Here is a 20,820-nt window from a genome sequence, read left to right as displayed (position 1 = left end):
AGAGAGAGGTCCCAAAAGGATGCGAGTTTTAAAATTTGGTGGTACATCGTTGGCCAATGCCGAACGATTTAGCCGCGCTGCCGATATTATTCTGAGTAATCAAGGACAAAGTGATGTCTCTGCGGTTTTGTCCGCGCCTGCTAAAGTCACCAATATTTTGGTCTCAGTGGTCGACAACACGGTCAAACATGGTGAGGCAGAGCTGCCACTTAAAGAGTTAGAAAGCCTTTTTACCGATCTTTTTCATGGGCTTGCCGAGTGTCAACCTAACCTTGAAACTCAGCCTCTATTTGACAAATTAACCCGTAGTCTCGGACAGCTTCGTCAATATGTGCACGGCATGAGCCTGCTCGGTTTGTGTCCCGATAGCACCTATGCGCGCGTGGTAAGCAAAGGGGAGCGTTTATCGGTAGCGGCAATGCATGCGCTCTTAGAAGCTCGTGGCTATGCCGTGTTTGATATTGACCCCGTTAATTATTTTGCTGCGTCGGGCAGTTATTTAAGTGCCGAAGTGGATATCGAAGCGTCATCGCAGCGATTTAAACAATCTCCGATCCCGGCGCAACATATCGGGCTGATGCCAGGCTTTATGGCCGGAAATGAAAACGGTGAGCTGGTTACGTTAGGGCGAAATGGCTCTGATTACTCGGCTGCTGTGCTGGCTGCGTGTGTGCGCGCCCAATGTTGTGAGATCTGGACTGATGTTGATGGCGTTTACAACTGTGATCCGCGTCTAGTGCCTGATGCACGCTTGCTAAAATCACTGAGCTACCAAGAGGCGATGGAGCTGTCTTATTTTGGGGCCAAAGTTCTCCACCCTAAAACCATTGCGCCGATCGCCCGGTTCCATATTCCTTGCCTCATCAAAAATACCGCCAACCCGCAAGGTGCAGGCACCCTCATTGGTGATGATAGTGGCGAGGACAAGCTGCCAATCAAGGGGATCACTACCTTAAGTGACTTGAGCATGGTGAATCTGTCAGGTCCGGGCATGAAAGGGATGGTGGGGATGGCATCACGCGTGTTTGGCGCCATGTCGTCGGCTGGGGTATCGGTTGTTCTTATCACTCAATCATCCTCTGAGTACAGCATTAGCTTTTGTATTCAAAACCAAGATAAAACCAAAGCAGAAAAAGCACTGAGTATCCACTTTGAGCTCGAGTTGAAAGACGGCTTGCTCGAGCCGGTTGAGTTTATCGATGATCTTTCAATTGTTTCCTTGGTGGGTGATGGTATGCGCACATCAAAAGGGGTCGCATCGCGCTTTTTCACCTCTCTGGCGGAAGTGAATGTCAATATTGTTGCCATCGCTCAAGGCTCATCAGAGCGTGCAATTTCGGCTGTTGTTCCCTCAGAGCGGGTATCCGAGGCGGTCAAAGCCTGTCACGAAAACTTATTTAATAGCCAGCACCATTTGGATGTCTTCATTGTTGGGGTCGGTGGGGTCGGCGGCGAGCTCATCGAGCAAATTCGTCGTCAGCAGGCCAAGCTTCGTCAGCAAGGGATTGTGATGCGTGTGTGTGGGTTGGCCAATAGCAAGGGCATGTGGCTGAACAGCCAAGGCATTGATCTGGATACCTGGCGCGATGATTTACCCAATCATCTTTCCGACTTCAGTTTGGCCGGCATGATCCAGTTAGTACAGCGTAATCACATTATTAACCCAGTGCTGATCGACTGCACCTCGAGCCAACAAGTCGCTGACCAATATACGGCGTTTTTACAGGCGGGGTTCCATGTGATCACGCCGAACAAAAAAGCCAATACCAGTAGCCTTGCGTATTACCACCAGCTGCGTCAGGCGGCGCGTGCAACCCATCGTAAGTTTATGTACGAGACCACGGTTGGTGCTGGCTTACCTGTGATCGAAAACTTGCAAAACCTGATTGCAGCCGGGGATGAACTGTCACGCTTTTCCGGTATTTTATCCGGTTCACTGTCTCACATCTTTGGCAAACTAGATGAAGGGGCAAGTTTTAGTGAAGCTACCAACGTGGCGCGAGAAAACGGCTTTACCGAACCGGATCCACGGGATGACTTGTCCGGGATGGACGTGGCGCGCAAGCTTCTTATTTTAGCCCGAGAGGCTGGCATGGAGCTTGAACTCGATGACGTCAACGTGGAGCCGGCCTTACCGCCAGGCTTTGATCAATCCGGTGACGTCGACAGCTTTATGGCTCGGCTTCCTGAGGCGGATGCTTATTTTAAGCAATGGTCGGAGCAGGCTGCGCAAGAAGGGAAAGTATTGCGTTATATTGGTGGGATTGAGAACGGCCAGTGCTTTGTGAAAATTCAAGCTGTCGCCAGTGATGATCCAATGAATAAAATCAAAGACGGTGAAAACGCATTGGCATTCTACAGCCGCTACTATCAGCCAATTCCGTTAGTTCTGCGCGGTTACGGCGCAGGGACTGCCGTAACGGCGGCGGGGGTGTTTGCGGATCTGATGCGAACACTCGGCTGGAAATTGGGAGTATAACCATGGCGGTACGTGTTTATGCGCCAGCATCGATTGGTAATGTCAGTGTTGGCTTTGATGTGTTGGGCGCCGCAGTTAGCCCTATCGACGGCAGTTTACTTGGCGATGTGGTTGAAGTAGCTGATGGGGGAAAAACGCCTTTTTCATTGCGCTGCCAAGGCCGCTTTACCGATAAGTTACCGTCGGATGAGCAAGATAACATTGTGTACAAAGCTTACCTGGCATACGCCGCAGCCTTGCAGGCGAATAATCAGCCTGTCAAACCTGTCGCTATGGTATTGGAAAAGAATATGCCGATCGGGTCGGGGCTGGGATCTAGCGCCTGTTCGATTGTGGCCGCTTTGGATGCGTTAAACCGCTTTCACGATCATGCGTTAGATGAAACCACCATGCTGGCGCTAATGGGAGAGATGGAGGCATCGATTTCAGGCAGCCTTCATTATGATAATGTCGCGCCCTGTTACCTCGGTGGGTTACAGCTCATGCTCGAAAGCCAAGGCGTGATCAGTCAAGCGGTGCCGCACTTTGAAAACTGGTATTGGGTCATGGCCTATCCTGGTATCAAGGTATCGACGGCTGAGGCCCGTACTATTTTACCCGCGCAATATCGCCGTCAGGATGTGATCGCACACGGCCGTTATCTCGGTGGTTTTATTCATGCGTGTCACACCCAACAACCTAAACTGGCGGCCAGTTTAATATGTGATGTGATTGCTGAACCTTACCGACAAAAATTACTCCCTGGTTTTGCTGAAGCACGGGCGCACGCGGCAAACTGTGGGGCATTGGCTACGGGAATATCCGGCTCAGGACCCACCCTGTTTAGTGTCTGTGACGATCAACAGGTTGCTGAACGTTTGGCGCAATGGCTGCGTGAGCAGTATGTACAAAATAACGATGGCTTTGTTCATGTATGTCGCATTGATGGACAAGGCGCAAAAGCAATAGGAAGTCATGCATGAAGCTTTACAACATAAAAGATCACAGCGAAGTCGTTTCGTTTTCTCAAGCGGTTCAGCAAGGGTTAGGGCGTGGACAAGGGCTGTTCTTTCCCGATGCTTTGCCACAGTTTGATGACATGGATGCACTGCTTGCCATGCCATTGGTTGAGCGCAGTACCGAGATCTTGTCGGCACTGATTGGCGAGGAGTTGCCCAAAAGTCATGTGCGTGAGCTGGTCAGCGAAGCGTTTAATTTTGACGCTCCGCTTAAGCAAGTGGGCGAACATATTCATGCGCTCGAGCTTTTTCATGGGCCGACATTGGCGTTTAAAGACTTCGGCGGCCGTTTTATGGCGCAGTCAATTGCAGCGGTGTCTGATGGTAAAAAGATCACTATCTTGACTGCAACGTCCGGGGATACAGGGGCCGCGGTTGCTCACGCCTTTTATGGGATCGACAATATTGATGTGGTGATCTTATACCCAAAAGGCAAAATCAGCCCACTGCAGGAAAAGCTCTTTTGTACCCTTGGCGGCAATATCCATACCGTCGCCATTAATGGCGACTTTGATGACTGCCAAAGCCTCGTCAAACAAGCCTTTGATGATAACGAACTGCGACAGACGATAGGGCTTAACTCGGCAAATTCGATCAATATCAGCCGTTTGATGGCACAAATCTGTTACTACTTTGAAGCGGTCGCCCAAGTGCCCAAGCACAAACGCGATCAATTGGTCATGGCCGTGCCGAGTGGTAACTTTGGCAACCTGACGGCCGGGTTACTGGCCAAAGCGATGGGGTTACCGATTAAACGGTTTATTGCCGGAACCAATGCCAATGACACGGTACCGCGTTATTTGCAATCCGGTCAGTGGGCACCGCATCAAACCGTGGCAACCTTGTCAAATGCGATGGATGTGAGTCAGCCGAATAATTGGCCCCGTATTGAAGAGCTGTTTCGCCGTCAGCAATGGCCGTTAGCTGAGCTCGCCTCTGGGTGGGCAGACGATGAAGAAACGGCAGAGAGCTTACGCGCGTTGGCTCAAGCCGGCTATTTATGTGAACCTCATGGGGCAATTGCTTACCGGTTACTTGAGCAGCAACTTGAAGATGGGGAAGAAGGGATCTTTTTATGTACGGCTCATCCGGCGAAGTTTAAAGAGTCGGTTGATGCCATTTTAGAAAAAGATATTCCCTTGCCCGGTCCGTTAGCCAAGCATGCGCAGATGGCACTGTTATCTAGCGAGCAAGACGCTGATTTTACCGCTTTAAGGGCGTATTTACTTCGATTGGCAAACGCGTAATAAAAAAAGCCCGCTCTCTACGTAGCGGGCTTTTTATTGGGTGTATCGACCTTTGTTTATAGCGAGCTAGTAAAGGTGCGAGTAATCACATCACGTTGCTGCTCAGGTGTTAGCGAGTTAAAACGGACGGCATACCCTGATACGCGAATGGTCAGTTGCGGATATTTCTCTGGATGCTTGGCGGCATCTTCCAACGTTTCGCGCTTCAGTACATTAACGTTGAGATGCTGGCCGCCTTCGTTAACGGCTTGGGTTTCGATTTCGACTTCGCGATAGTCAAACTCACCCAAAGAAGACAAAGCAACTTCTTGGTCTGCTTCAAAGCCCTGCTTTGCACAAACACAACGAGCTTGGTCTGCGTCTTTATTGATCAACCAGATAGAATTGATAAGGTCATCATTGGCCGCTGAGGTTACTTGAATGCCGGTGATCATGGCCTATCCCCTTTATTGATAGTGACTTTAATGATGTAAGATTTCATCATTTTGAGCCCTTATATATACGCCTTTTTCGATGTATATATATTGATTTAGGTCAACTTATAACCATTTTTAGGGGGCGGGTATTTATCTTGCATCAACATAAGTTCATTTATTTCAGTTATGTAGCACGTATTTAAGTGCAATAAAAACCTATTCGTATTAAAGAACTTGTCTGTGTTGTTATTTTATTACAAATGAAAGTTTTTATGCGCTCTTGTGTACACTCACAGGCTCTGTCTGGGCTCTGTCGGTGTGCGATAAGGAGGCAGCATTGCACTATCGGTGCGCAACTACGTAGGTGTGAGTCGGGAGGTTGAATTTAACTATATGATTAATATAGAATAAAAAGGTTGGCATTAATCTTTCATAAGCAATATGGCCTTAATAAAGAGGCGACACCTTTGTAGCGAGATAAGGAGCGACTTATGACTCAGCCAACCACGACCATGCCCCGTACTAGCTTGCCAACGCCAAACCGTGCGGTTCAAGGCCGCTGCCAGCGTCACTATCACGCCCACACCGAGCGAACAAAAGATCGGACTCCCCACTGATTTTAAGCGGCTGCCTCGTTAAAATAGCGCCGGTGTGATGATAAGGAGCAACCATGACTCAGGCGCAAACGTGGCAGCAGGTGCTGGCCGAAGAAAAACAACACGCGTATTTTCGCGATACCTTAGCGTATGTCGACGGTGAAAGAGCCAAGGGCGTTCCGATCTTTCCCCAAAAAGACGATGTGTTTAATGCTTTTCGATTCACCGAGCTTGGTGATGTAAAGGTGGTGATCTTGGGTCAAGATCCCTATCACGGACCGAACCAAGCACATGGACTGAGCTTTTCGGTACGGCCAGGGGTAAAAACACCGCCTTCATTGGTCAATATTTATAAAGAGCTTGCGACTGACATTGACGGTTTTAAGATCCCCTCGCACGGTTACTTACAAAGTTGGGCGCAGCAGGGTGTGTTACTTCTCAATACGGTGCTGACCGTGGAGCAGGGTAAAGCGCATTCACATGCTAAGTTAGGTTGGGAAACATTGACTGACCGCGTGATCGATGTGGTGAATTCGCAATGCGAAGGCGTTGTTTTTTTACTGTGGGGGGCACATGCACAAAAAAAAGGCAAAGCCATTGACCGTGATCGCCACCATGTATTGACGGCGCCTCATCCCTCACCGCTTTCAGCTCATCGTGGTTTTTTTGGTTGTAAACACTTTTCAAAAACCAATGCATATTTGCTCGAGCAGGGAAGCAGTCCGATTGATTGGCAACCGCGTTTAGATGACGAGACAGCGGATAAGCATGGATGAACGGTGAAGCGCTAGCCGATAAACAGACGCTAAGCGGATAGATGAGCGTTAAGCGGACGGATCCGCGTCGGATTGAAGATAAAAAAGGTGCTCATTGAGCACCTTTTAGTCATTTTATGTTGAGGGTGAGTTAATCGAGGTCCAGTTGAGAGAAATCGCCAAAAATATCGATGTCTTCCAATTCTTTTTTTAGCCGCTGTTTATCTTTCAGCGCTTCAATTTCTCTCCATTTACGTTTGACTGGTTTTGCGCGTCCATTGCGCCGTGGTGGGTCTTGCTCAAACATATCGTTAAAGGCAATGTTTTCCATAGTCACCTCTTTTCACCTTGCGGTTAGTTTTTTAATACCACACTCACCCCTAACATAAAATTGAACTATTTCTCATTTGTGGCAGTGAGATGAAGTTTTTATGAGATTGCGCTCACTGATTTTCCAAATCAGTGACGATTCACTCAACAGCGGCGAGTTTAAATTGACCTCGGTAGCCGTTCACGCGAAGATTGCGCGCCATATCATCATTCCTTTTTAATATGACGAGGGACAGTCAATTGAGCCTACTCACTTTTATCAATGATCTGATTTGGGGCTCGGTACTCATTTATGTGCTCATTGGCGGAGGTATCTTTTTCTCGCTGACGTTGGGCGGTATCCAATTTCGTCATTTCTCGCATATGTTCTCTGTTATGCGTCATAGCCGCCGCCATGACCACGGTAGCATTTCCTCTTTTCAAGCCCTTTGTACGGGTCTCGCGGCGCGCGTGGGCACGGGGAACATGGCCGGTGTGGCGGTGGCATTGTCGTTAGGTGGGCCGGGTGCCATTTTTTGGATGTGGCTGATGGCATTTCTTGGTATGGCAACGGCCTTTGCCGAAAGTACCTTGGCGCAAGTGTATAAGGTACAAGATCCCGACGGTTATTTTCGCGGTGGGCCGGCTTATTATATGGAGCATGGTCTTGGCATGCGTTGGATGGGGATCCTTTTTTCTATTTTACTCATTCTCGCCTTCGGGTTGGTGTTTAACTCGGTCCAAGCCAATTCTATTTCGCAAGCGGCTCAAGTGGCGTTTGGCTGGCCTCCTGCATACGTAGGCGCAGGGTTGGTGCTGGTCAGTGGGTTGATTATTTATGGCGGTCTGCGACAGATAGCCCGAACCGCAGAAGTCGTCGTCCCAGTGATGGCGCTGCTATATCTTTCGCTGTCCTTGTATGTGGTGATCATGCACCTTGATCAGGTGCCAGCCGTCTTTATGCTGGTGATAAAAAGCGCGTTTGGTTTACATGAGGCGGCATCCGGCGCGTTGGGTTATACCTTGGCGCAAGGCATGATCCAAGGGATTAAACGCGGCTTGTTTTCGAATGAGGCCGGGATGGGATCTGCCCCGAACGCGGCAGCGTCAGCGACGCCTTATCCGCCACATCCTGTCTCTCAAGGCTATGTGCAAATGCTCGGGGTTTTTGTCGATACTTTGGTGATTTGTACCGCAACTGTGGCGATCATTCTTCTGTCTGGAGAGTATATTCCCGGGGGGGAAGTGACGGGAGTTGAATTAACACAGCGGGCACTAAGTGCACAAGTTGGGGGGTGGGGAGAACAATTCGTTGCCGTGGCGATTTTTTTCTTTGCATTCACCTCGATTATTGCCAATTACTCGTATGCTGAAACCAATCTACTTTTTATCAATGGCCGCTGGCGTCCGGCACTCCCTTATTTTCGTGCGCTCGTTTTAGGTATGGTCATGTTTGGTGCATTGGCGGAGCTACCGCTTGTTTGGACGCTGGCAGACGCATCCATGGGGATGATGGCGCTCGTCAATATGATCGCGATTTTATTGCTGTCGGGAATAGTGAAACGTCTCGCGGCCGACTATCACACACAACGTTCGTTAGGGCGGGTGCCTGTGTTTGATAGTCGCCGGTTTCCTGAGTTACATAGCCAATTAGATGAAAAAGCGTGGCCGCTTCCTAAGCGCTAGGGGCAACGGTGTTTTTTTTGCACCGGAATGATAGGCTTAGCGATAGACAGACAACAAAGGGGTTAGCAAAATGCTGATTGTGGTTTCTCCGGCAAAAACGCTGGATTATGAGTCACCGTTACCAACCGAACGATACACAAAGCCGCAGTTCACTCCGCATTCAGAGGCGTTGATAGCGGTATGCCGTCAACTGACGCCTGCCGATATCGGCTCATTGATGAAGGTGAGTGATAAAATTGCTAGCCTGAACGCGGTACGCTTTGCTGAGTGGTCACCGACATTTACACCTGACAATGCTCGCCCTGCAGCCTTGGCGTTTAAAGGGGATGTCTATACAGGCTTGGATGCAAATTCGATGTCAGAGCAGGACTTTGACTGGGCACAAGCGCATTTTCGAATGCTTTCTGGCCTTTATGGCCTATTGCGTCCGCTTGATTTGATGCAACCTTATCGCCTGGAAATGGGCACCAAGTTAGCGACGCCGCGTGGCGATAACTTGTACCAGTTTTGGGGCGATATCATCACAGATGCACTCAACGAGACGTTAGCGACGCAAGACAATCCGCTACTGGTCAATCTCGCCTCCAATGAATATTTTAAAGCGGTCAACAAGAAAAAACTCGCAGGTGATATTATCACGCCCGTCTTTAAAGACTGCAAAAATGGGCAGTACAAGGTGATCAGTTTCTACGCGAAAAAAGCCCGTGGGATGATGGCGCGTTATCTGATTGATCAACGAGCGACATCCGTGACAGATATTAAAGGGTTTGATGTTGCTGGTTACTACTTCAGTGAAGAACTGTCTAAAGGTAATGAGTTGGTATTTCTGCGCGACGAGCAGTAAAGACAAGACTGTGAGTAGTAAAAAAGCCCCAATCGGGGCTTTTTTTGATCGACGCTACTGGCGCGTTATCTCAGTGTAAGATACGTGCACGTATGGTGCCTTCAATGGCTTTGAGTTTTTTCAATGCTTTATCCGCTTGCTCCATCTCCACATCAATGACCACATAACCAATCTGTGCCGACGTTTGTAGATACTGAGCGGCAATGTTAATGCCCTCATCGGCAAAGGTGGTATTAATTTTGGTGAGCACACCCGGGCGGTTGGCATGAATGTGCAGCAAGCGTGAGCGACCTTGATGCTCAGGCAATGACACTTCAGGGAAATTAACACACGATAGTGTCGACCCGTTGTCCGAGTATTTGATTAATTTTCCTGCCACTTCAAGGCCAATATTTTCTTGGGCTTCATGGGTCGAGCCGCCAATATGTGGCGTGAGTAACGCATTATCAAAGGCCTGCAGCGGTGAACTGAACGCTTCTTTATTGGTTTTTGGTTCCACAGGAAAGACATCGATCGCGGCCCCTGCGAGGTGCTGACTTTCTAAAGCGCCGCAGAGCGCGTCAATATCAACCACGGTCCCTCGTGAAGCATTAATAAAGATTGCACCCGGCTTCATGCGTGCGAACGCGTCGGCATCAATCATATTTTGTGTGCTTGCGGTTTCTGGAACATGCAAAGAAACAATATCACTGCGATTCAGTAACTCCGTTAGCGAGTTAACTTGAATGGCATTACCGAGTGAAAGCTTGTTGTCGACATCATAGTAATAGACTCGCATCCCGAGGTTTTCGGCCAAAATACTGAGCTGAGTACCAATGTGGCCATAGCCAATGATCCCAAGCACTTTGCCGCGCGCCTCGTAAGAACGTTCAGCCGATTTTAACCATTCGCCACGGTGAGCCTTGGCGTTTTTCTCAGGAATGCCGCGCAGTAGCAACAAAATTTCACCCAGTACGAGCTCGGCGACGCTGCGAGTATTTGAGAAGGGCGCGTTGAAAACCGGGATACCGCGTTTCGCGGCGGCATCGAGATCAACTTGATTGGTCCCGATACAAAAGCATCCGACAGCCACCAGTTTTTTGGCCTGCTTAAAAACAGCTTCGGTGAGCTGGGTACGTGAGCGTAACCCAACAAAATGCGCGTCTTTGATCGCGGTTTCAAGGTCTTCACCGGTGAGTGAGCCTTTGTGATACTCGATATTGGTGTAACCCGCTTGTTTGAATGATTCAACGGCTGTGGGGTGGACGCCTTCGAGCAGTAAAATTTTTATCTTATTCTTGTCCAATGAATAGTGTGACATGTGGGCTGTTCTCTTCCTTAGAAACAATAGTGGGTCGCAATGTTGCGCCTGAACGCCGGGGGGTATCGTCACCCTTTCCCCTAGATTTCTGGTGAAGACAGTGCAATGGGTGACGTGGTCAGTAGCCTGATCTTTTTACGCCAAGTCGCACATGGGCCTGCGATGAACCGGTATCAGAACAGTGACCAAGATAACAAAAATTTATATAAGGGGTAAGAATTATCCGTTCTATGCCATAAAAAAAGCACCTTTAAAAAGGTGCTTTTAACTTATTGATTACATTGAGCGCAAACGGTTGGTTTTTAATGCTGCTAATGGGCAGGTATAAGCCGTTGATCTGCAGGGTTATGCGTTTATTCTGCCGCTTTTTTCACCCCGGAATCGGTGCCGGTTAGGACGATATCGGCACCACGGTTGGCAAATAAGCCTACAGTCACCACGCCCGGGATCCCATTAATGGTATCTTCGAGACCTTTAGGATCCTGAATCTTGAGGTTATGAACATCCAAGATAACATTGCCGTTATCAGTCACCACGCCTTGACGATAGCAAGGATCACCGCCCAGCTTGACAAGCTCTCGTGCCACGTAAGAGCGGGCCATTGGGATGACTTCGACAGGGAGAGGGAACTCGCCAAGCACATCGACGTGTTTGGTATCATCGATAATACAGATAAATTTATCGGCAATGGCGGCAACAATTTTCTCGCGCGTCAATGCGGCGCCGCCGCCTTTAATCATATGATTGCGCTTATTGATTTCGTCCGCACCGTCAACATAGATATCGAGGTGACCCACTTCGTTGGCATCAAAGACTTCAATCCCTAACGCTTTTAAGCGCTCGGTCGACGCGTCTGAGCTTGATACCGCCCCTTTAATTTTTTCTTTCATTGGCTCAAGGGCATCAATAAAGTAATTCACTGTCGAGCCGGTGCCAACGCCAATAATACTGCCTGGCTTAACATACTCTACCGCCGCTTCACCGGTGGCTTTTTTCTTTTCGTCCTGGGTCATGGTAACTCCTGCGTAACGGGGAATAAGGCGTGATTATAGCGAAGCCAAATCGTGGCGTCAGGCTATGGGTCGCGAAATCGATGTGAGTCAACGTCTTAGTTGGCGAAATGATGGCTCACCAATGCCAGTGTTGGCTTGGTGTCAGTATATGGGGTAAAGGAATATCCCATTGCTCGCAAGGTAATGAATGCCAACGTTGGCAATCATGGGCGAGGCCAATGGCGGTCGCATTTGGCGCGCACAAACCCAGCGTGCGATCATAATAGCCGCCACCCATGCCTAGGCGCTGGCCGTCGGCGTCAAAAGCCACTAATGGCGTGGCGATGATGTCCAGTTTTGAGCTAGGGATCAGGGTGCGAATATCTAAAGTGGGCTCGGCAATGTTATAACGATTAAGGCGCATGCGCGTGTGAGGGTGGTACTGTAAAAACAGCAAATGGCCGCGACTGAACGGATGAACAACCGGTAAATAAACCTGTTTTCCTGCCTGCCAGCAGGCGTTGATTGCCGGTTGGGTATCCAACTCACCGTCAAAAGAGAGGTATAAGGCGATACGCTGCGCATGAACGACGTCAGGTAATGTCATAAAGCGTGCCGCAACCTGCTGGGCCGCCTCGGTTTGCTGTTCAGGCGAGAGCTGGCGACGCGCGTGACGGATGGTTTGGCGAATCTGCTGTCTGGGCTGCATAACTGTCCTTAATGCTAGCCTGTAAAGGAGGGCCCCGGGATGCCGTTGGGATCGATGGCCCTTGAACCCGCTGGTTCAAGGCGGGTGGGTAGTATAAACCGTAGGCTTCTCGGTACGAGCCGAGCTTGCTCAGTAGCTTATAACAACACACCCTTCGGTTTGCTTATCGGCTCAGGGACGTTGATCCGCTGACAAACACCCCAGGGAATTCGATTATTTTTGCGATCCTTGCACTGCCACTGCTTTATCGAGTTGGGCGGTCATCAGGGCGGTTCGTTGCTTGACCTGATCTTCAACTGTCTCCAACGCTTGTTTGGCATCATTTAATTCATGACAAACATTCAAAGCGGCAATGGCAATTAGCTGCTCTGTATTGGTTACTTTAGTGCGCTCTGCCAGCCGATGCAACCGTTGATCGAACTCGTTTGCTGCATCTTTAAGCGCTTGCTCTTGTCCAGGCGGACAATTGACGCGAACAAGGCGATCCAGGATTTTAATTTCAACCGGTTGTGTGTTCATAGTCCCAAGCTGGCTCCTCATACGGCCCGCAATGTCGAGGGCCAGATACAGAATAATGGCGCTATTCTAGCAATTATTTTCCCGAATACACTACATCGAAAGCCGCCTTGGTGAGTGATGCAGAGAATTTAGACAAAAATGGACACCGAGGGGTTGATCTTTATCATCGTGGCAACGGCCTTCCTGCTTTTACACTGGGCTTGTGGCCACCATAATGGACAGAATAATTCTGCATCGCACAAGCTGGCCAAGAATCACGGGTTTTTTCGCTGAGTGATTCAGCCCTGTGGTGTGAAATGCTAAACTAACCCACTTATTTTTGAGCGCACGACCAAGGGCAACATTGTGACTGAAACCCGTTTACCCGCATATGCGAAGACTGCAGAAATATTAACAGCAGATAGCCTGGCGGTTACGCCGGCAGAAATGCATGGATTGATCGCCGGCATGCTAAGTGGTGGCTTGGCACTGGAAGAGGGGAGTTGGCTAACCATGCTTTATGATTATACCAACCAAGGAATGGGCTGGCCGACCGAGTCAAAAACCTTGGCCATGCAGAGCTACCATCAATTGAAAACCCAACTGACAGGAACGGATTTAGATCTCGATATTTATGTTCCGGATGATGAACACTCGGGTGTCGTTGCCCGTGCAGAAGCGTTAGTGGAATGGATTAATACCTTTCTTGCTGGCGTTGGTCTGATTGGGACAAAGGGGCGTAAACTATCCAAAGACGTCACAGAAGCGCTCAGCGATTTAAAGGAAGTGGCGCAGTTAGGGATTGACGAAGACGGGGATTTGCAAGAGCAAGCGGACTTGCTTGAGCAGGTTGTTGAGCATGTGCGTGTGTGTAGCTTGGTTGTCCATGCCGAGCTTGGCGCACGTCTTGAAACTGACGACGAGACGCCAAAAACACGCCATTAACCGCAATGACGTCTGCGGTTTGAGGCGTGGTGATGACTCAGGGTGAGGAAAAGTAGGATGAAAGCCTATGACATAGTGATTGCTGGTGGTGCAATGGCCGGCGCAACCGCGGCACTGGCGTTAGATACGCTAAGTGGCGGGATGTTACGTATTGCGGTCGTTGAGGCGATGGTGCCAAACCATGGTGATCACCCAGGTTATGATGCGCGGAGTATCGCGTTAGCCGAGGGCAGTTGCGCTGCTTTTGAGCAACTGGGACTTTGGGAGGCGTTGGCGCCGTTTGGCACACCGATCCAACATATTCACGTTTCAGATCGTGGTCATGCTGGGCAAACGCATATTGATGCGCAAACGCAGGGCGTGTCATATCTCGGTCAGGTCATTGAACTGGCAGATGCCGGCGCGGTATTGCACCAAAAACTGCATGCGCGTCCCGCCATCGATGTCTTTTGTCCTGATGCAGTGATCGCGATTGAGCGAAAGCTTGACGCTGTTACTGTCACACTTAAACAAGGACAATCGCTAACGGCATCATTACTCATTGCCGCCGATGGCGGTCGCTCACCTTGTAGTCGTTTGCTCCATCTCCCCCGGCAGCAGCACGACTTTGGCCAAGTGGCTGTGATTGCCAATGTGTCTACGGCGCTTCCGCATCAAGGTCACGCCTTTGAGCGTTTTACCGACACGGGGCCCGTCGCGTTACTGCCCATGTCGCAAGGACGTTGCTCATTAGTGTGGTGCATGACTCCCGATGAGGCGCAACCGCTCACCCAAGTCAGCGATTCGGTTTTTTTACAACGCTTACAACAGGTTTTCGGTTGGCGTCTTGGTAAGTTACTTCATGTCGGAGAACGTCATACCTACCCGCTGGTGCTCAATCAGATCGTGCGGCCGGTGAGTCATCGTGTGGCGGTAGTTGGCAACGCAGCACAAAGTTTACATCCCATTGCAGGACAAGGCTTTAACCTCGGCCTGCGAGATGTCATCACGCTGGCTCAAACTGTCAGCGCAGCCTTCCAGCGCGGGCAAGATATTGGCGCGATACCGGTCCTGATGGATTATGCCAGTCAACGCCAGCCAGACAGAGATACAACCGTCGCACTAACATCAGGGCTCGTTCATCTTTTTTCTAATCAGAGTGCACTACTTGCAGCCGCACGGAACGCAGGTTTGGGGTTGATGTCGACCATAGAAAGGGTGAAACAACCCCTCGTGCAACGCACCATAGGATGGGTAGAACCGAAATGAAGATGATCAATGCAGATGTCGCGATTGTAGGTGGCGGAATGGTGGGGCTAACACTTGCCGCCTCACTGGCAGAAACGGACTTACGCATCGTTGTGATTGAAGGTAAAAAACCGGTAACAACACTAGACGATCTACCAGAAAACCGTGTATCGGCACTGAGTCGCGCGAGCGAGAATATGCTTCGTGCCTTAGATGTTTGGCCGGGTATCGTCGCACGCCGACTGGCAAGCTATCAAAAAATGCACGTTTGGGAGAAAGATAGCTTTGCGCAAATTGATTTTGACGCACAGGCATTTGGTCAGCAAAACCTAGGACACATTGTTGAAAACCGCGTGATTCAACTTGCCCTGCTCGACAAAGTGCAGCAGCAGAGTAATGTCACTATGCTCATGCCTGAGCAGTGCCAGTCTATGATGCAAGGTGAGCGCGAAACCTGGTTGCAATTGGCCTCGGGAGGTGGTGTGACGACAAAGCTGGTTGTCGGAGCCGATGGCGCTCGCTCATGGGTGCGCGAGCAAGCACACTTTCCATTGGTTCAGCGAGATTATGGACACCATGCTGTGGTGGCAACGGTACGTACAGAAGCCCCTCATCGAGGCGTTGCGCGTCAGGTTTTTACGCCTGATGGCCCTTTAGCGTTTCTACCACTGTCCGATCCGCATTTATGTTCCATTGTTTGGTCGGTGCCGCCTGAACAAGCGTCGGAGTATCGCGACATGGCGTCTGATGGATTCGAGCGGGCGCTCACGGCTGCCTTTGACGCTAGATTAGGCCGATGTGAGGTGGCCGGACCGCGTGCGAGTTATCCTCTTACCATGCGTTATGCTCAGAATTTTGCCTCTGAGCGCATTGCCCTTATCGGTGATGCCGCACATACCATTCATCCGCTTGCCGGCCAAGGGGTGAATTTAGGGATGTTAGATGCGGCCGCGTTAGCACAGACACTCGCGCAACTTTCAGAAAAAGGGAAAGATGTCGGGGCGTATGCGTCACTGCGTCATTTCGAGCGTTGGCGTAAAGCGGAAGCCATGCAAATGATTGCGGCGATGCAGGGATTCCGGAGCTTGTTTGATGGTCAAAACCCAGTGAAAAAGCTCGTTCGTGGTGTAGGTATGCGCGCGGTGAATCACCTACCCGGCGCCAAACAGCCCTTTATGGCCAAAGCCTTGGGGCTAGAGGGAGAGCTCCCTGATCTCGCGAAGTCACCTGCTCGGCGCGCCCATTTTTCTTGATCGTGTGACAACGGAAATTGGCGAAAAAAAGAAAATATGCTAAACAGCATGACGAACAGCTTGTCTGGAAGTTTGTATTTACCGACGGATGTTGCACATTAGCACTGGATACAACCAGAGCCTACAACCTGAGTATTGGGTATAACAAGGTCATTGGGTCTAACAAGGAACAATATTATGAGCGATATTCCATCCGGATTAAAATTTACTGAGACGCATGAGTGGGTGCGTCCTGAAGGGGAAGGTCTCTTCACCATTGGCATTTCCGATCATGCTCAAGCGTTGCTTGGTGATATGGTTTTTGTTGATTTACCTGATGAAGGTGACACCTTTGATGCCGGGGATGATTGCGCAGTGGCCGAGTCGGTCAAAGCGGCGTCAGATATTTATGCGCCGATTTCCGGGCAAGTGATCGCCGTGAATGAGGAGTTGGATAGCGCCCCAGAGTTAGTCAACAGCGATCCTTACGGCGATGGTTGGCTCTTTCAAGTTCAAGCCACTGACGAATCAGAAATTGATGCCTTGTTTGATGCACAAGGGTATGAAGAAACCTTAGGCGACCAAGATGCCGATTAAGGTGTAGTACCAACCGTGTGCCACTAGCATTGACAAGTGAGGGATCCTGGCGGGATCCCTTTCTGTTTATTGGCTTCCCGGTAAGTGATGTCGGCGTGATCAAGCGCCGCGGTCACCTGTGTTTGCCAAGCCGCATGGGGAGATGTCAAGCTCACCACTTATTTATCGTCAGTCAGAGAGTAAGGTAGAGGCTCACGCTGCCAGATAAACTCTGGCGCATCCGCTAGGCGAAATGCTGTCTCGTCATCGAGGTTGTTTGGCAGAACCGCTAGCACTGCTGCCTGGCCATTAGCTTGACGGTAACCGGCAATCACGGTTCCACCAGAGCGCCAGTTTTCACCGACAGAACGCTCGATTTTATCCCCTGCTACCGGTGTATGTGTGGCTTGTCCTGTGAGTTTATACATAGCCCGCTTGTTTATTCCTCGGTATTTAGCGCGAGCAACGGTCTCTTGGCCGGTATAACAGCCTTTGGTGAAGCTGATGGCATTCAATGCCTGCAAATTCAACGATTGAGGAATAAACTCACCACTGGTTGCGGCTTCTATGCGAGGGAGTGCGGCATCGATTTCATATCGATCCCAATATTCACTGCTGAGAAGGACCGCGGACGACTGATACTGATTCACGAGCGCGGTTGCCGCATCGGGAGTGATCGCGAGTAACCAACGATGAGGCGCGATCATCACCGCCGTTCCCTGCTCGCCCTGGCGGACGTTACCTTGTGGGCCAAAGTGGTCAGTCACCCACTTTTCCGCTTGGGCGCCAACCACGCCAAGAAGTACGCAGTCGACTTTATCAAATGCGATCTTAGAGAAGATGGCGTATTTTTTGACTTCCTGTAATTGGGTTGCCTCAATCGATGCCGGCTGCACCATGGCTAAGCCATCTTGGAAGTGGAAAAAACGTAACACGGACCAGACTTTACCTTTTGGATCGCAATGCGCCGCTAAGGTCGATTGATCCACGTCGAGCTGCTCAATATCGCAAGTGAGCTGGCCTTGTAAGTATGACTTAGTGTCGTCGCCACTAATTTTGGTTAACGCCCAATTATCGAGGGCAACAATGGCCAGTTCCGGCGTCTGGTCACTGGGGTGTTGTGCCACAGGCTCAAAAGCTTGGGTTTGATACCATTCGCTCATATAAATCACGCTCTCCGTTGAGAAAACACAGGCTATCTCTCGTATAGTAATGGTGCATAACAGGCTTGTCAGCCTTTGTATTGTAAGGGTATTGCGCCAAACGACGGATTAACGCTAGAGAGCTCTCAGATTCGTCTTTTCTTTTTTGGGAAAAGTGGTCGTCAGACCCTGGCGTTGATAGTATCCATCCACTGATATCAGTGATAGAGGTCAACATGGTTAACACTGAAGATAAAGCGCGAATTCGTTGGGCATGCCGTCGGGGGATGCTGGAGCTTGATGTATTGGTCATGCCCTATTTTGAGGCATGCTACGACACATTGAATGAAAATGAAAAACAGGATTTTGTCGCATTTTTAGAAAGCGCCGACCCGGATCTGTTTGCCTGGCTGATGGGGCATGGTAAACCTGACGATCCTAAGATGGTCTCTGTTGTCGAGAAGGTAGTTGCCTATAACCGAAGTAAGTTGCGTACATAGCCAACTCCATTGCCCGCGCTATGTCACCGTCTGTTTATTCCTGGTCGGCATGATGGTGGCATGGCTATTGGCGGTGCATGTGTCCCTCCCGCTTTGCGCGCGTGCTTTCCTGATGCTTCACGTTGTCCGTGAATTGATTCACTTTCAACACCGACTGGTCGAGAGTACCGGCTGTGTCACTGTGTATTTTGATGATTGGATAAGGCTACCCAGCGGCGAACGCCAACCCATCACATGTATCTGGGCGACGCCTTGGCTGATGATGCTCAAAGCGCAATCGGATGCGCGCTGTTTGTATTTGTGGCGCCATGGCTTGCCGGACTATCATTTTCGTCTGCTTTATCGGCATTATTGTCAACCAAAGCAGGATAGTTTGTGACATATTTATGACGCCTTGGTTGCCTTGCTTTACTTTTTCCTAACATCGCCGATAGTTAGTGCAAGTACGTGATTAATCCAGTCTTGCTCTGAAGGTGTTGTAGGGTCGTTATGAAAATAAAACACAAGTTACTTTCTCTTACCGTGATGTCGGTGTTGGCATTACTCGCTGTGATGGCTGCGGCCTGGAACGCGGAAACGCGGTTAGATAAAATGCATCGCCAGTTAACCGCGGTGTCCGATCTCGAGGTCGTACTGCTTAATTTACGCCGTAATGAAAAAGACTTTCTTGCTCGGATGGATCCCAAATACCTCTCTCGGTTTGAAAACAACGTCGCAACCTTTAATCAGCAACTGACCGACTTTCGAGCACGCAGTGCCTCCCTTGGGTTAGAAACCGTCACGATTGATGACGTTAAGACAGCCATGCAAGCTTATGCAAATGGGTTCAGCGAACTGGGTGACGGCTACCAAACATTAGGTTTAACGACAGAGCAAGGCTTAAGAGGCCAAATGCAAAGCGCGAGTCAAGCGCTCGTGGCCGCAACTGAAAACGATATTGTGCTGGAAAGCAGTGCTCGCTTGTTAGTGGCGGACGCCAAGCTGTTTGTTCAAAGCAGTCATCTGGATTACATCGACCAATACCAAAATCATATGGATGCCTTAACAGATTATCTGGAAGGTGACCTATTGGCACTGTTTAAAGCTCACCAGTCTGAAGTTGAAAACGTTGTTGCGCAGAAAAAAGCATTAGGTTTGGCGCCAGATAAAGGGCTTTTGGGCGAGATACGGAGTCAAACGCATCAAGTGGAAAAAATGTTTGATGCGTTAAGCAAAGAATACCAACAAGCGATCGATCAAGCGCTACGCCAGACCATGATAGTGACGGGGTCGATAGTATTGGTGTTAGCGATCATCATGACGGTGGTTTCTCTGTGGATGAACCGAGGTATTCAACGGCGCATCGCGCTGTTCAGTCAGCAGATGGCGGCCATTACTCAGCAACGGGATCTGACCTTGCGCGCCGATGAGGCTGGGCAAGATGAAATTTCACTGATGGCAAACGATGTCAATCAGATGCTGAGTAGTATCCAAAAAATGGTGGTCGATGTTAGCCGAGCGGTGCAGGCTTTACACCAAAGTGCAGAGCAGGTGGAGTCTCGCACCGAGCAAACCGGCACCGCACTGGCGACGCAGCTGGATGAAACGACCCATGCTGCAACGGCGATGAATGAAATGGAAAGCACGATTCGGGATATTGCCGGCAATACCGATCAGGCGGCTGATAACGCGCGAACCAGCCTAGGTCGTGCGCAAAATGGACAGCAAGTGGTGGATGATACCCGGGCGATGATCATGACATTGGCCGAGACACTCAGCAATACCAGTAACGAGGTGCTTGAACTGAGTAAGCTGTCTGAGACCATTGGCTCGGTATTGGATGTCATTAAAGACATTTCAGAGCAAACGAATCTGCTGGCGCTCAATGCTGCCATCGAGGCCGCGCGTGCGGGGGAGCAAGGACGAGGGTTTGCAGTAGTCGCGGATGAAGTGCGTCAATTAGCGACTCGTACCCGGCAATCGACCGATGAAATATCGGGCATTATTACTTCGCTGCAGGCGCAAACACAGTCAGTAGCAGAGCGTATGGAGCAAAGTCGAGAAGATGGCGAAAGCTCTGTCACCAAAGTAGATGCCGCCTCGCAAGAGCTGTCACAGATTATGCAAGATATGCAACAGATTATGGATATGAGTACGCATATTGCGACGGCGATAGAGCAGCAAAGCTCGGTTGCTAAAGAAGTTAACCAGAACGTACACAACATTCAAGACATTGCCCAGACGAGTACTGAACGCGCGAGCCAAAACCGTCAAGCTGCTCATCAAGTCGCAGAAGAAGCGGCTAACTTAGAGCGGGCCGTAAGTGAATTTAAAAGCTAATCATACGGCCAGTCGAGAGACTGGCCGTTGTTTATTGCGACGATACCATG

Annotated in this window: 21 protein-coding genes and 1 other RNA gene; 14 read left to right on the top strand and 8 right to left on the bottom strand. The window is 50.0% G+C overall.

What is annotated here, in order from left to right; all coding sequences use genetic code 11:
- Positions 1-19: 19 nt before the first annotated feature.
- The 3 genes from thrA to thrC are packed head-to-tail and all read left to right on the top strand — an operon-like array spanning position 20 to position 4,724.
- Complete coding sequence (thrA, locus tag HLG76_RS11420; protein WP_077576420.1) at positions 20-2,479, top strand: bifunctional aspartate kinase/homoserine dehydrogenase I; 2,460 nt, start codon at positions 20-22, stop codon at positions 2,477-2,479.
- A 2-nt stretch (positions 2,480-2,481) separates the two neighbouring features.
- The gene (thrB, locus tag HLG76_RS11415) at positions 2,482-3,441 is read left to right on the top strand and encodes a homoserine kinase (protein ID WP_077576421.1); all 960 of its coding nucleotides are present in this window, start codon (positions 2,482-2,484) and stop codon (positions 3,439-3,441) included.
- A complete protein-coding gene (gene thrC, locus HLG76_RS11410) occupies positions 3,438-4,724 on the top strand; it encodes a threonine synthase (protein WP_077459807.1) in 1,287 nt (428 codons plus the stop codon). The genes thrB and thrC overlap by 4 nt, the downstream gene beginning before the upstream one ends.
- Positions 4,725-4,780: 56 nt before the next feature.
- Here the strand turns inward: thrC and grcA are convergent, their stop codons facing one another.
- Positions 4,781-5,158, bottom strand: a complete 378-nt coding sequence (gene grcA / locus HLG76_RS11405; RefSeq protein ID WP_021022125.1) for an autonomous glycyl radical cofactor GrcA — start codon at positions 5,156-5,158, stop codon at positions 4,781-4,783.
- A gap of 473 nt (positions 5,159-5,631) precedes the next feature.
- Here grcA and HLG76_RS15115 point away from each other — a divergent pair, with 473 nt between their 5' ends.
- Entirely contained in the window at positions 5,632-5,757 is a 126-nt protein-coding gene (locus HLG76_RS15115; RefSeq protein WP_274532491.1) for a hypothetical protein, read from the top strand.
- A 53-nt stretch (positions 5,758-5,810) separates the two neighbouring features.
- Entirely contained in the window at positions 5,811-6,512 is a 702-nt protein-coding gene (ung, locus tag HLG76_RS11400) for a uracil-DNA glycosylase (protein ID WP_175993676.1), read from the top strand.
- A 130-nt stretch (positions 6,513-6,642) separates the two neighbouring features.
- On the opposite strand, the gene HLG76_RS11395 is transcribed toward ung, so the two are convergent.
- Positions 6,643-6,822: a DUF3545 family protein gene (locus tag HLG76_RS11395; RefSeq protein ID WP_025674805.1), complete on the bottom strand. Its 180-nt coding sequence runs from the start codon at positions 6,820-6,822 to the stop codon at positions 6,643-6,645.
- A gap of 239 nt (positions 6,823-7,061) precedes the next feature.
- Here HLG76_RS11395 and HLG76_RS11390 point away from each other — a divergent pair, with 239 nt between their 5' ends.
- Entirely contained in the window at positions 7,062-8,486 is a 1,425-nt protein-coding gene (locus tag HLG76_RS11390) for a sodium:alanine symporter family protein (RefSeq protein ID WP_236719522.1), read from the top strand.
- A 70-nt stretch (positions 8,487-8,556) separates the two neighbouring features.
- Positions 8,557-9,330, top strand: coding sequence for a peroxide stress protein YaaA (gene yaaA, locus HLG76_RS11385; protein WP_175993675.1), 774 nt, complete (start codon positions 8,557-8,559; stop codon positions 9,328-9,330).
- A gap of 70 nt (positions 9,331-9,400) precedes the next feature.
- On the opposite strand, the gene serA is transcribed toward yaaA, so the two are convergent.
- The 5 genes from serA to zapA form a co-directional block, all read right to left on the bottom strand.
- Entirely contained in the window at positions 9,401-10,630 is a 1,230-nt protein-coding gene (serA, locus tag HLG76_RS11380; RefSeq protein WP_021022120.1) for a phosphoglycerate dehydrogenase, read from the bottom strand.
- A 353-nt stretch (positions 10,631-10,983) separates the two neighbouring features.
- Positions 10,984-11,643, bottom strand: coding sequence for a ribose-5-phosphate isomerase RpiA (gene rpiA, locus HLG76_RS11375; protein ID WP_077646675.1), 660 nt, complete (start codon positions 11,641-11,643; stop codon positions 10,984-10,986).
- A 115-nt stretch (positions 11,644-11,758) separates the two neighbouring features.
- Entirely contained in the window at positions 11,759-12,331 is a 573-nt protein-coding gene (locus tag HLG76_RS11370; RefSeq protein ID WP_021022117.1) for a 5-formyltetrahydrofolate cyclo-ligase, read from the bottom strand.
- Between the two features lie 27 nt (positions 12,332-12,358).
- A non-coding RNA gene (gene ssrS, locus HLG76_RS11365) (6S RNA) lies at positions 12,359-12,541 on the bottom strand.
- Between the two features lie 3 nt (positions 12,542-12,544).
- Positions 12,545-12,850: a cell division protein ZapA gene (zapA, locus tag HLG76_RS11360; RefSeq protein ID WP_077459802.1), complete on the bottom strand. Its 306-nt coding sequence runs from the start codon at positions 12,848-12,850 to the stop codon at positions 12,545-12,547.
- Between the two features lie 345 nt (positions 12,851-13,195).
- Here zapA and HLG76_RS11355 point away from each other — a divergent pair, with 345 nt between their 5' ends.
- The 4 genes from HLG76_RS11355 to gcvH all read left to right on the top strand — a co-directional run bounded on the left by HLG76_RS11355 (position 13,196) and on the right by gcvH (position 16,830).
- Complete coding sequence (locus tag HLG76_RS11355) at positions 13,196-13,774, top strand: UPF0149 family protein (RefSeq protein ID WP_077459801.1); 579 nt, start codon at positions 13,196-13,198, stop codon at positions 13,772-13,774.
- A gap of 57 nt (positions 13,775-13,831) precedes the next feature.
- Positions 13,832-15,022: a 2-octaprenyl-6-methoxyphenyl hydroxylase gene (gene ubiH / locus HLG76_RS11350; protein ID WP_175993674.1), complete on the top strand. Its 1,191-nt coding sequence runs from the start codon at positions 13,832-13,834 to the stop codon at positions 15,020-15,022.
- Positions 15,019-16,254, top strand: a complete 1,236-nt coding sequence (locus HLG76_RS11345) for an FAD-dependent 2-octaprenylphenol hydroxylase (protein WP_175993687.1) — start codon at positions 15,019-15,021, stop codon at positions 16,252-16,254. The genes ubiH and HLG76_RS11345 overlap by 4 nt, the downstream gene beginning before the upstream one ends.
- 177 nt (positions 16,255-16,431) lie before the next feature.
- Positions 16,432-16,830 carry a glycine cleavage system protein GcvH gene (gcvH, locus tag HLG76_RS11340; RefSeq protein ID WP_021022112.1) on the top strand — a complete coding sequence of 133 codons (399 nt, stop codon included), beginning with the start codon at positions 16,432-16,434 and terminating at the stop codon, positions 16,828-16,830.
- Between the two features lie 158 nt (positions 16,831-16,988).
- On the opposite strand, the gene ygfZ is transcribed toward gcvH, so the two are convergent.
- A complete protein-coding gene (gene ygfZ / locus HLG76_RS11335; protein ID WP_175993673.1) occupies positions 16,989-17,972 on the bottom strand; it encodes a tRNA-modifying protein YgfZ in 984 nt (327 codons plus the stop codon).
- A 215-nt stretch (positions 17,973-18,187) separates the two neighbouring features.
- Between ygfZ and HLG76_RS11330 the strand changes: the two genes are divergently transcribed.
- From HLG76_RS11330 to HLG76_RS11320, 3 genes are all read left to right on the top strand, one after another.
- Positions 18,188-18,451, top strand: coding sequence for a succinate dehydrogenase assembly factor 2 (locus HLG76_RS11330; RefSeq protein WP_021022110.1), 264 nt, complete (start codon positions 18,188-18,190; stop codon positions 18,449-18,451).
- On the top strand, positions 18,420-18,830 hold the full coding sequence (locus tag HLG76_RS11325) for a hypothetical protein (protein WP_131826334.1): 411 nt from the start codon (positions 18,420-18,422) through the stop codon (positions 18,828-18,830). The genes HLG76_RS11330 and HLG76_RS11325 overlap by 32 nt, the downstream gene beginning before the upstream one ends.
- Before the next feature lie 110 nt (positions 18,831-18,940).
- Positions 18,941-20,770: a methyl-accepting chemotaxis protein gene (locus HLG76_RS11320; RefSeq protein WP_175993672.1), complete on the top strand. Its 1,830-nt coding sequence runs from the start codon at positions 18,941-18,943 to the stop codon at positions 20,768-20,770.
- Positions 20,771-20,820: the final 50 nt, after the last annotated feature.

This window comes from Salinivibrio sp. EAGSL (assembly GCF_013366455.1).
GTDB lineage: Bacteria > Pseudomonadota > Gammaproteobacteria > Enterobacterales > Vibrionaceae > Salinivibrio > Salinivibrio costicola.
This window is presented reverse-complemented; position numbering and strand designations above follow the sequence as displayed.

Bases quoted from the DNA above. Each gene is read 5' to 3' on its own strand.
- thrA (WP_077576420.1), top strand. From the start codon at position 20: ATGCGAGTTTTAAAATTTGGTGGTACATCGTTGGCCAATGCCGAACGA.
- thrB (WP_077576421.1), top strand. From the start codon at position 2,482: ATGGCGGTACGTGTTTATGCGCCAGCATCGATTGGTAATGTCAGTGTT.
- thrC (WP_077459807.1), top strand. From the start codon at position 3,438: ATGAAGCTTTACAACATAAAAGATCACAGCGAAGTCGTTTCGTTTTCT.
- grcA (WP_021022125.1), bottom strand. From the start codon at position 5,158: ATGATCACCGGCATTCAAGTAACCTCAGCGGCCAATGATGACCTTATC.
- HLG76_RS15115 (WP_274532491.1), top strand. From the start codon at position 5,632: ATGACTCAGCCAACCACGACCATGCCCCGTACTAGCTTGCCAACGCCA.
- ung (WP_175993676.1), top strand. From the start codon at position 5,811: ATGACTCAGGCGCAAACGTGGCAGCAGGTGCTGGCCGAAGAAAAACAA.
- HLG76_RS11395 (WP_025674805.1), bottom strand. From the start codon at position 6,822: ATGGAAAACATTGCCTTTAACGATATGTTTGAGCAAGACCCACCACGG.
- yaaA (WP_175993675.1), top strand. From the start codon at position 8,557: ATGCTGATTGTGGTTTCTCCGGCAAAAACGCTGGATTATGAGTCACCG.
- serA (WP_021022120.1), bottom strand. From the start codon at position 10,630: ATGTCACACTATTCATTGGACAAGAATAAGATAAAAATTTTACTGCTC.
- rpiA (WP_077646675.1), bottom strand. From the start codon at position 11,643: ATGACCCAGGACGAAAAGAAAAAAGCCACCGGTGAAGCGGCGGTAGAG.
- HLG76_RS11370 (WP_021022117.1), bottom strand. From the start codon at position 12,331: ATGCAGCCCAGACAGCAGATTCGCCAAACCATCCGTCACGCGCGTCGC.
- zapA (WP_077459802.1), bottom strand. From the start codon at position 12,850: ATGAACACACAACCGGTTGAAATTAAAATCCTGGATCGCCTTGTTCGC.
- ubiH (WP_175993674.1), top strand. From the start codon at position 13,832: ATGAAAGCCTATGACATAGTGATTGCTGGTGGTGCAATGGCCGGCGCA.
- HLG76_RS11345 (WP_175993687.1), top strand. From the start codon at position 15,019: ATGAAGATGATCAATGCAGATGTCGCGATTGTAGGTGGCGGAATGGTG.
- gcvH (WP_021022112.1), top strand. From the start codon at position 16,432: ATGAGCGATATTCCATCCGGATTAAAATTTACTGAGACGCATGAGTGG.
- ygfZ (WP_175993673.1), bottom strand. From the start codon at position 17,972: ATGAGCGAATGGTATCAAACCCAAGCTTTTGAGCCTGTGGCACAACAC.
- HLG76_RS11330 (WP_021022110.1), top strand. From the start codon at position 18,188: ATGGTTAACACTGAAGATAAAGCGCGAATTCGTTGGGCATGCCGTCGG.
- HLG76_RS11320 (WP_175993672.1), top strand. From the start codon at position 18,941: ATGAAAATAAAACACAAGTTACTTTCTCTTACCGTGATGTCGGTGTTG.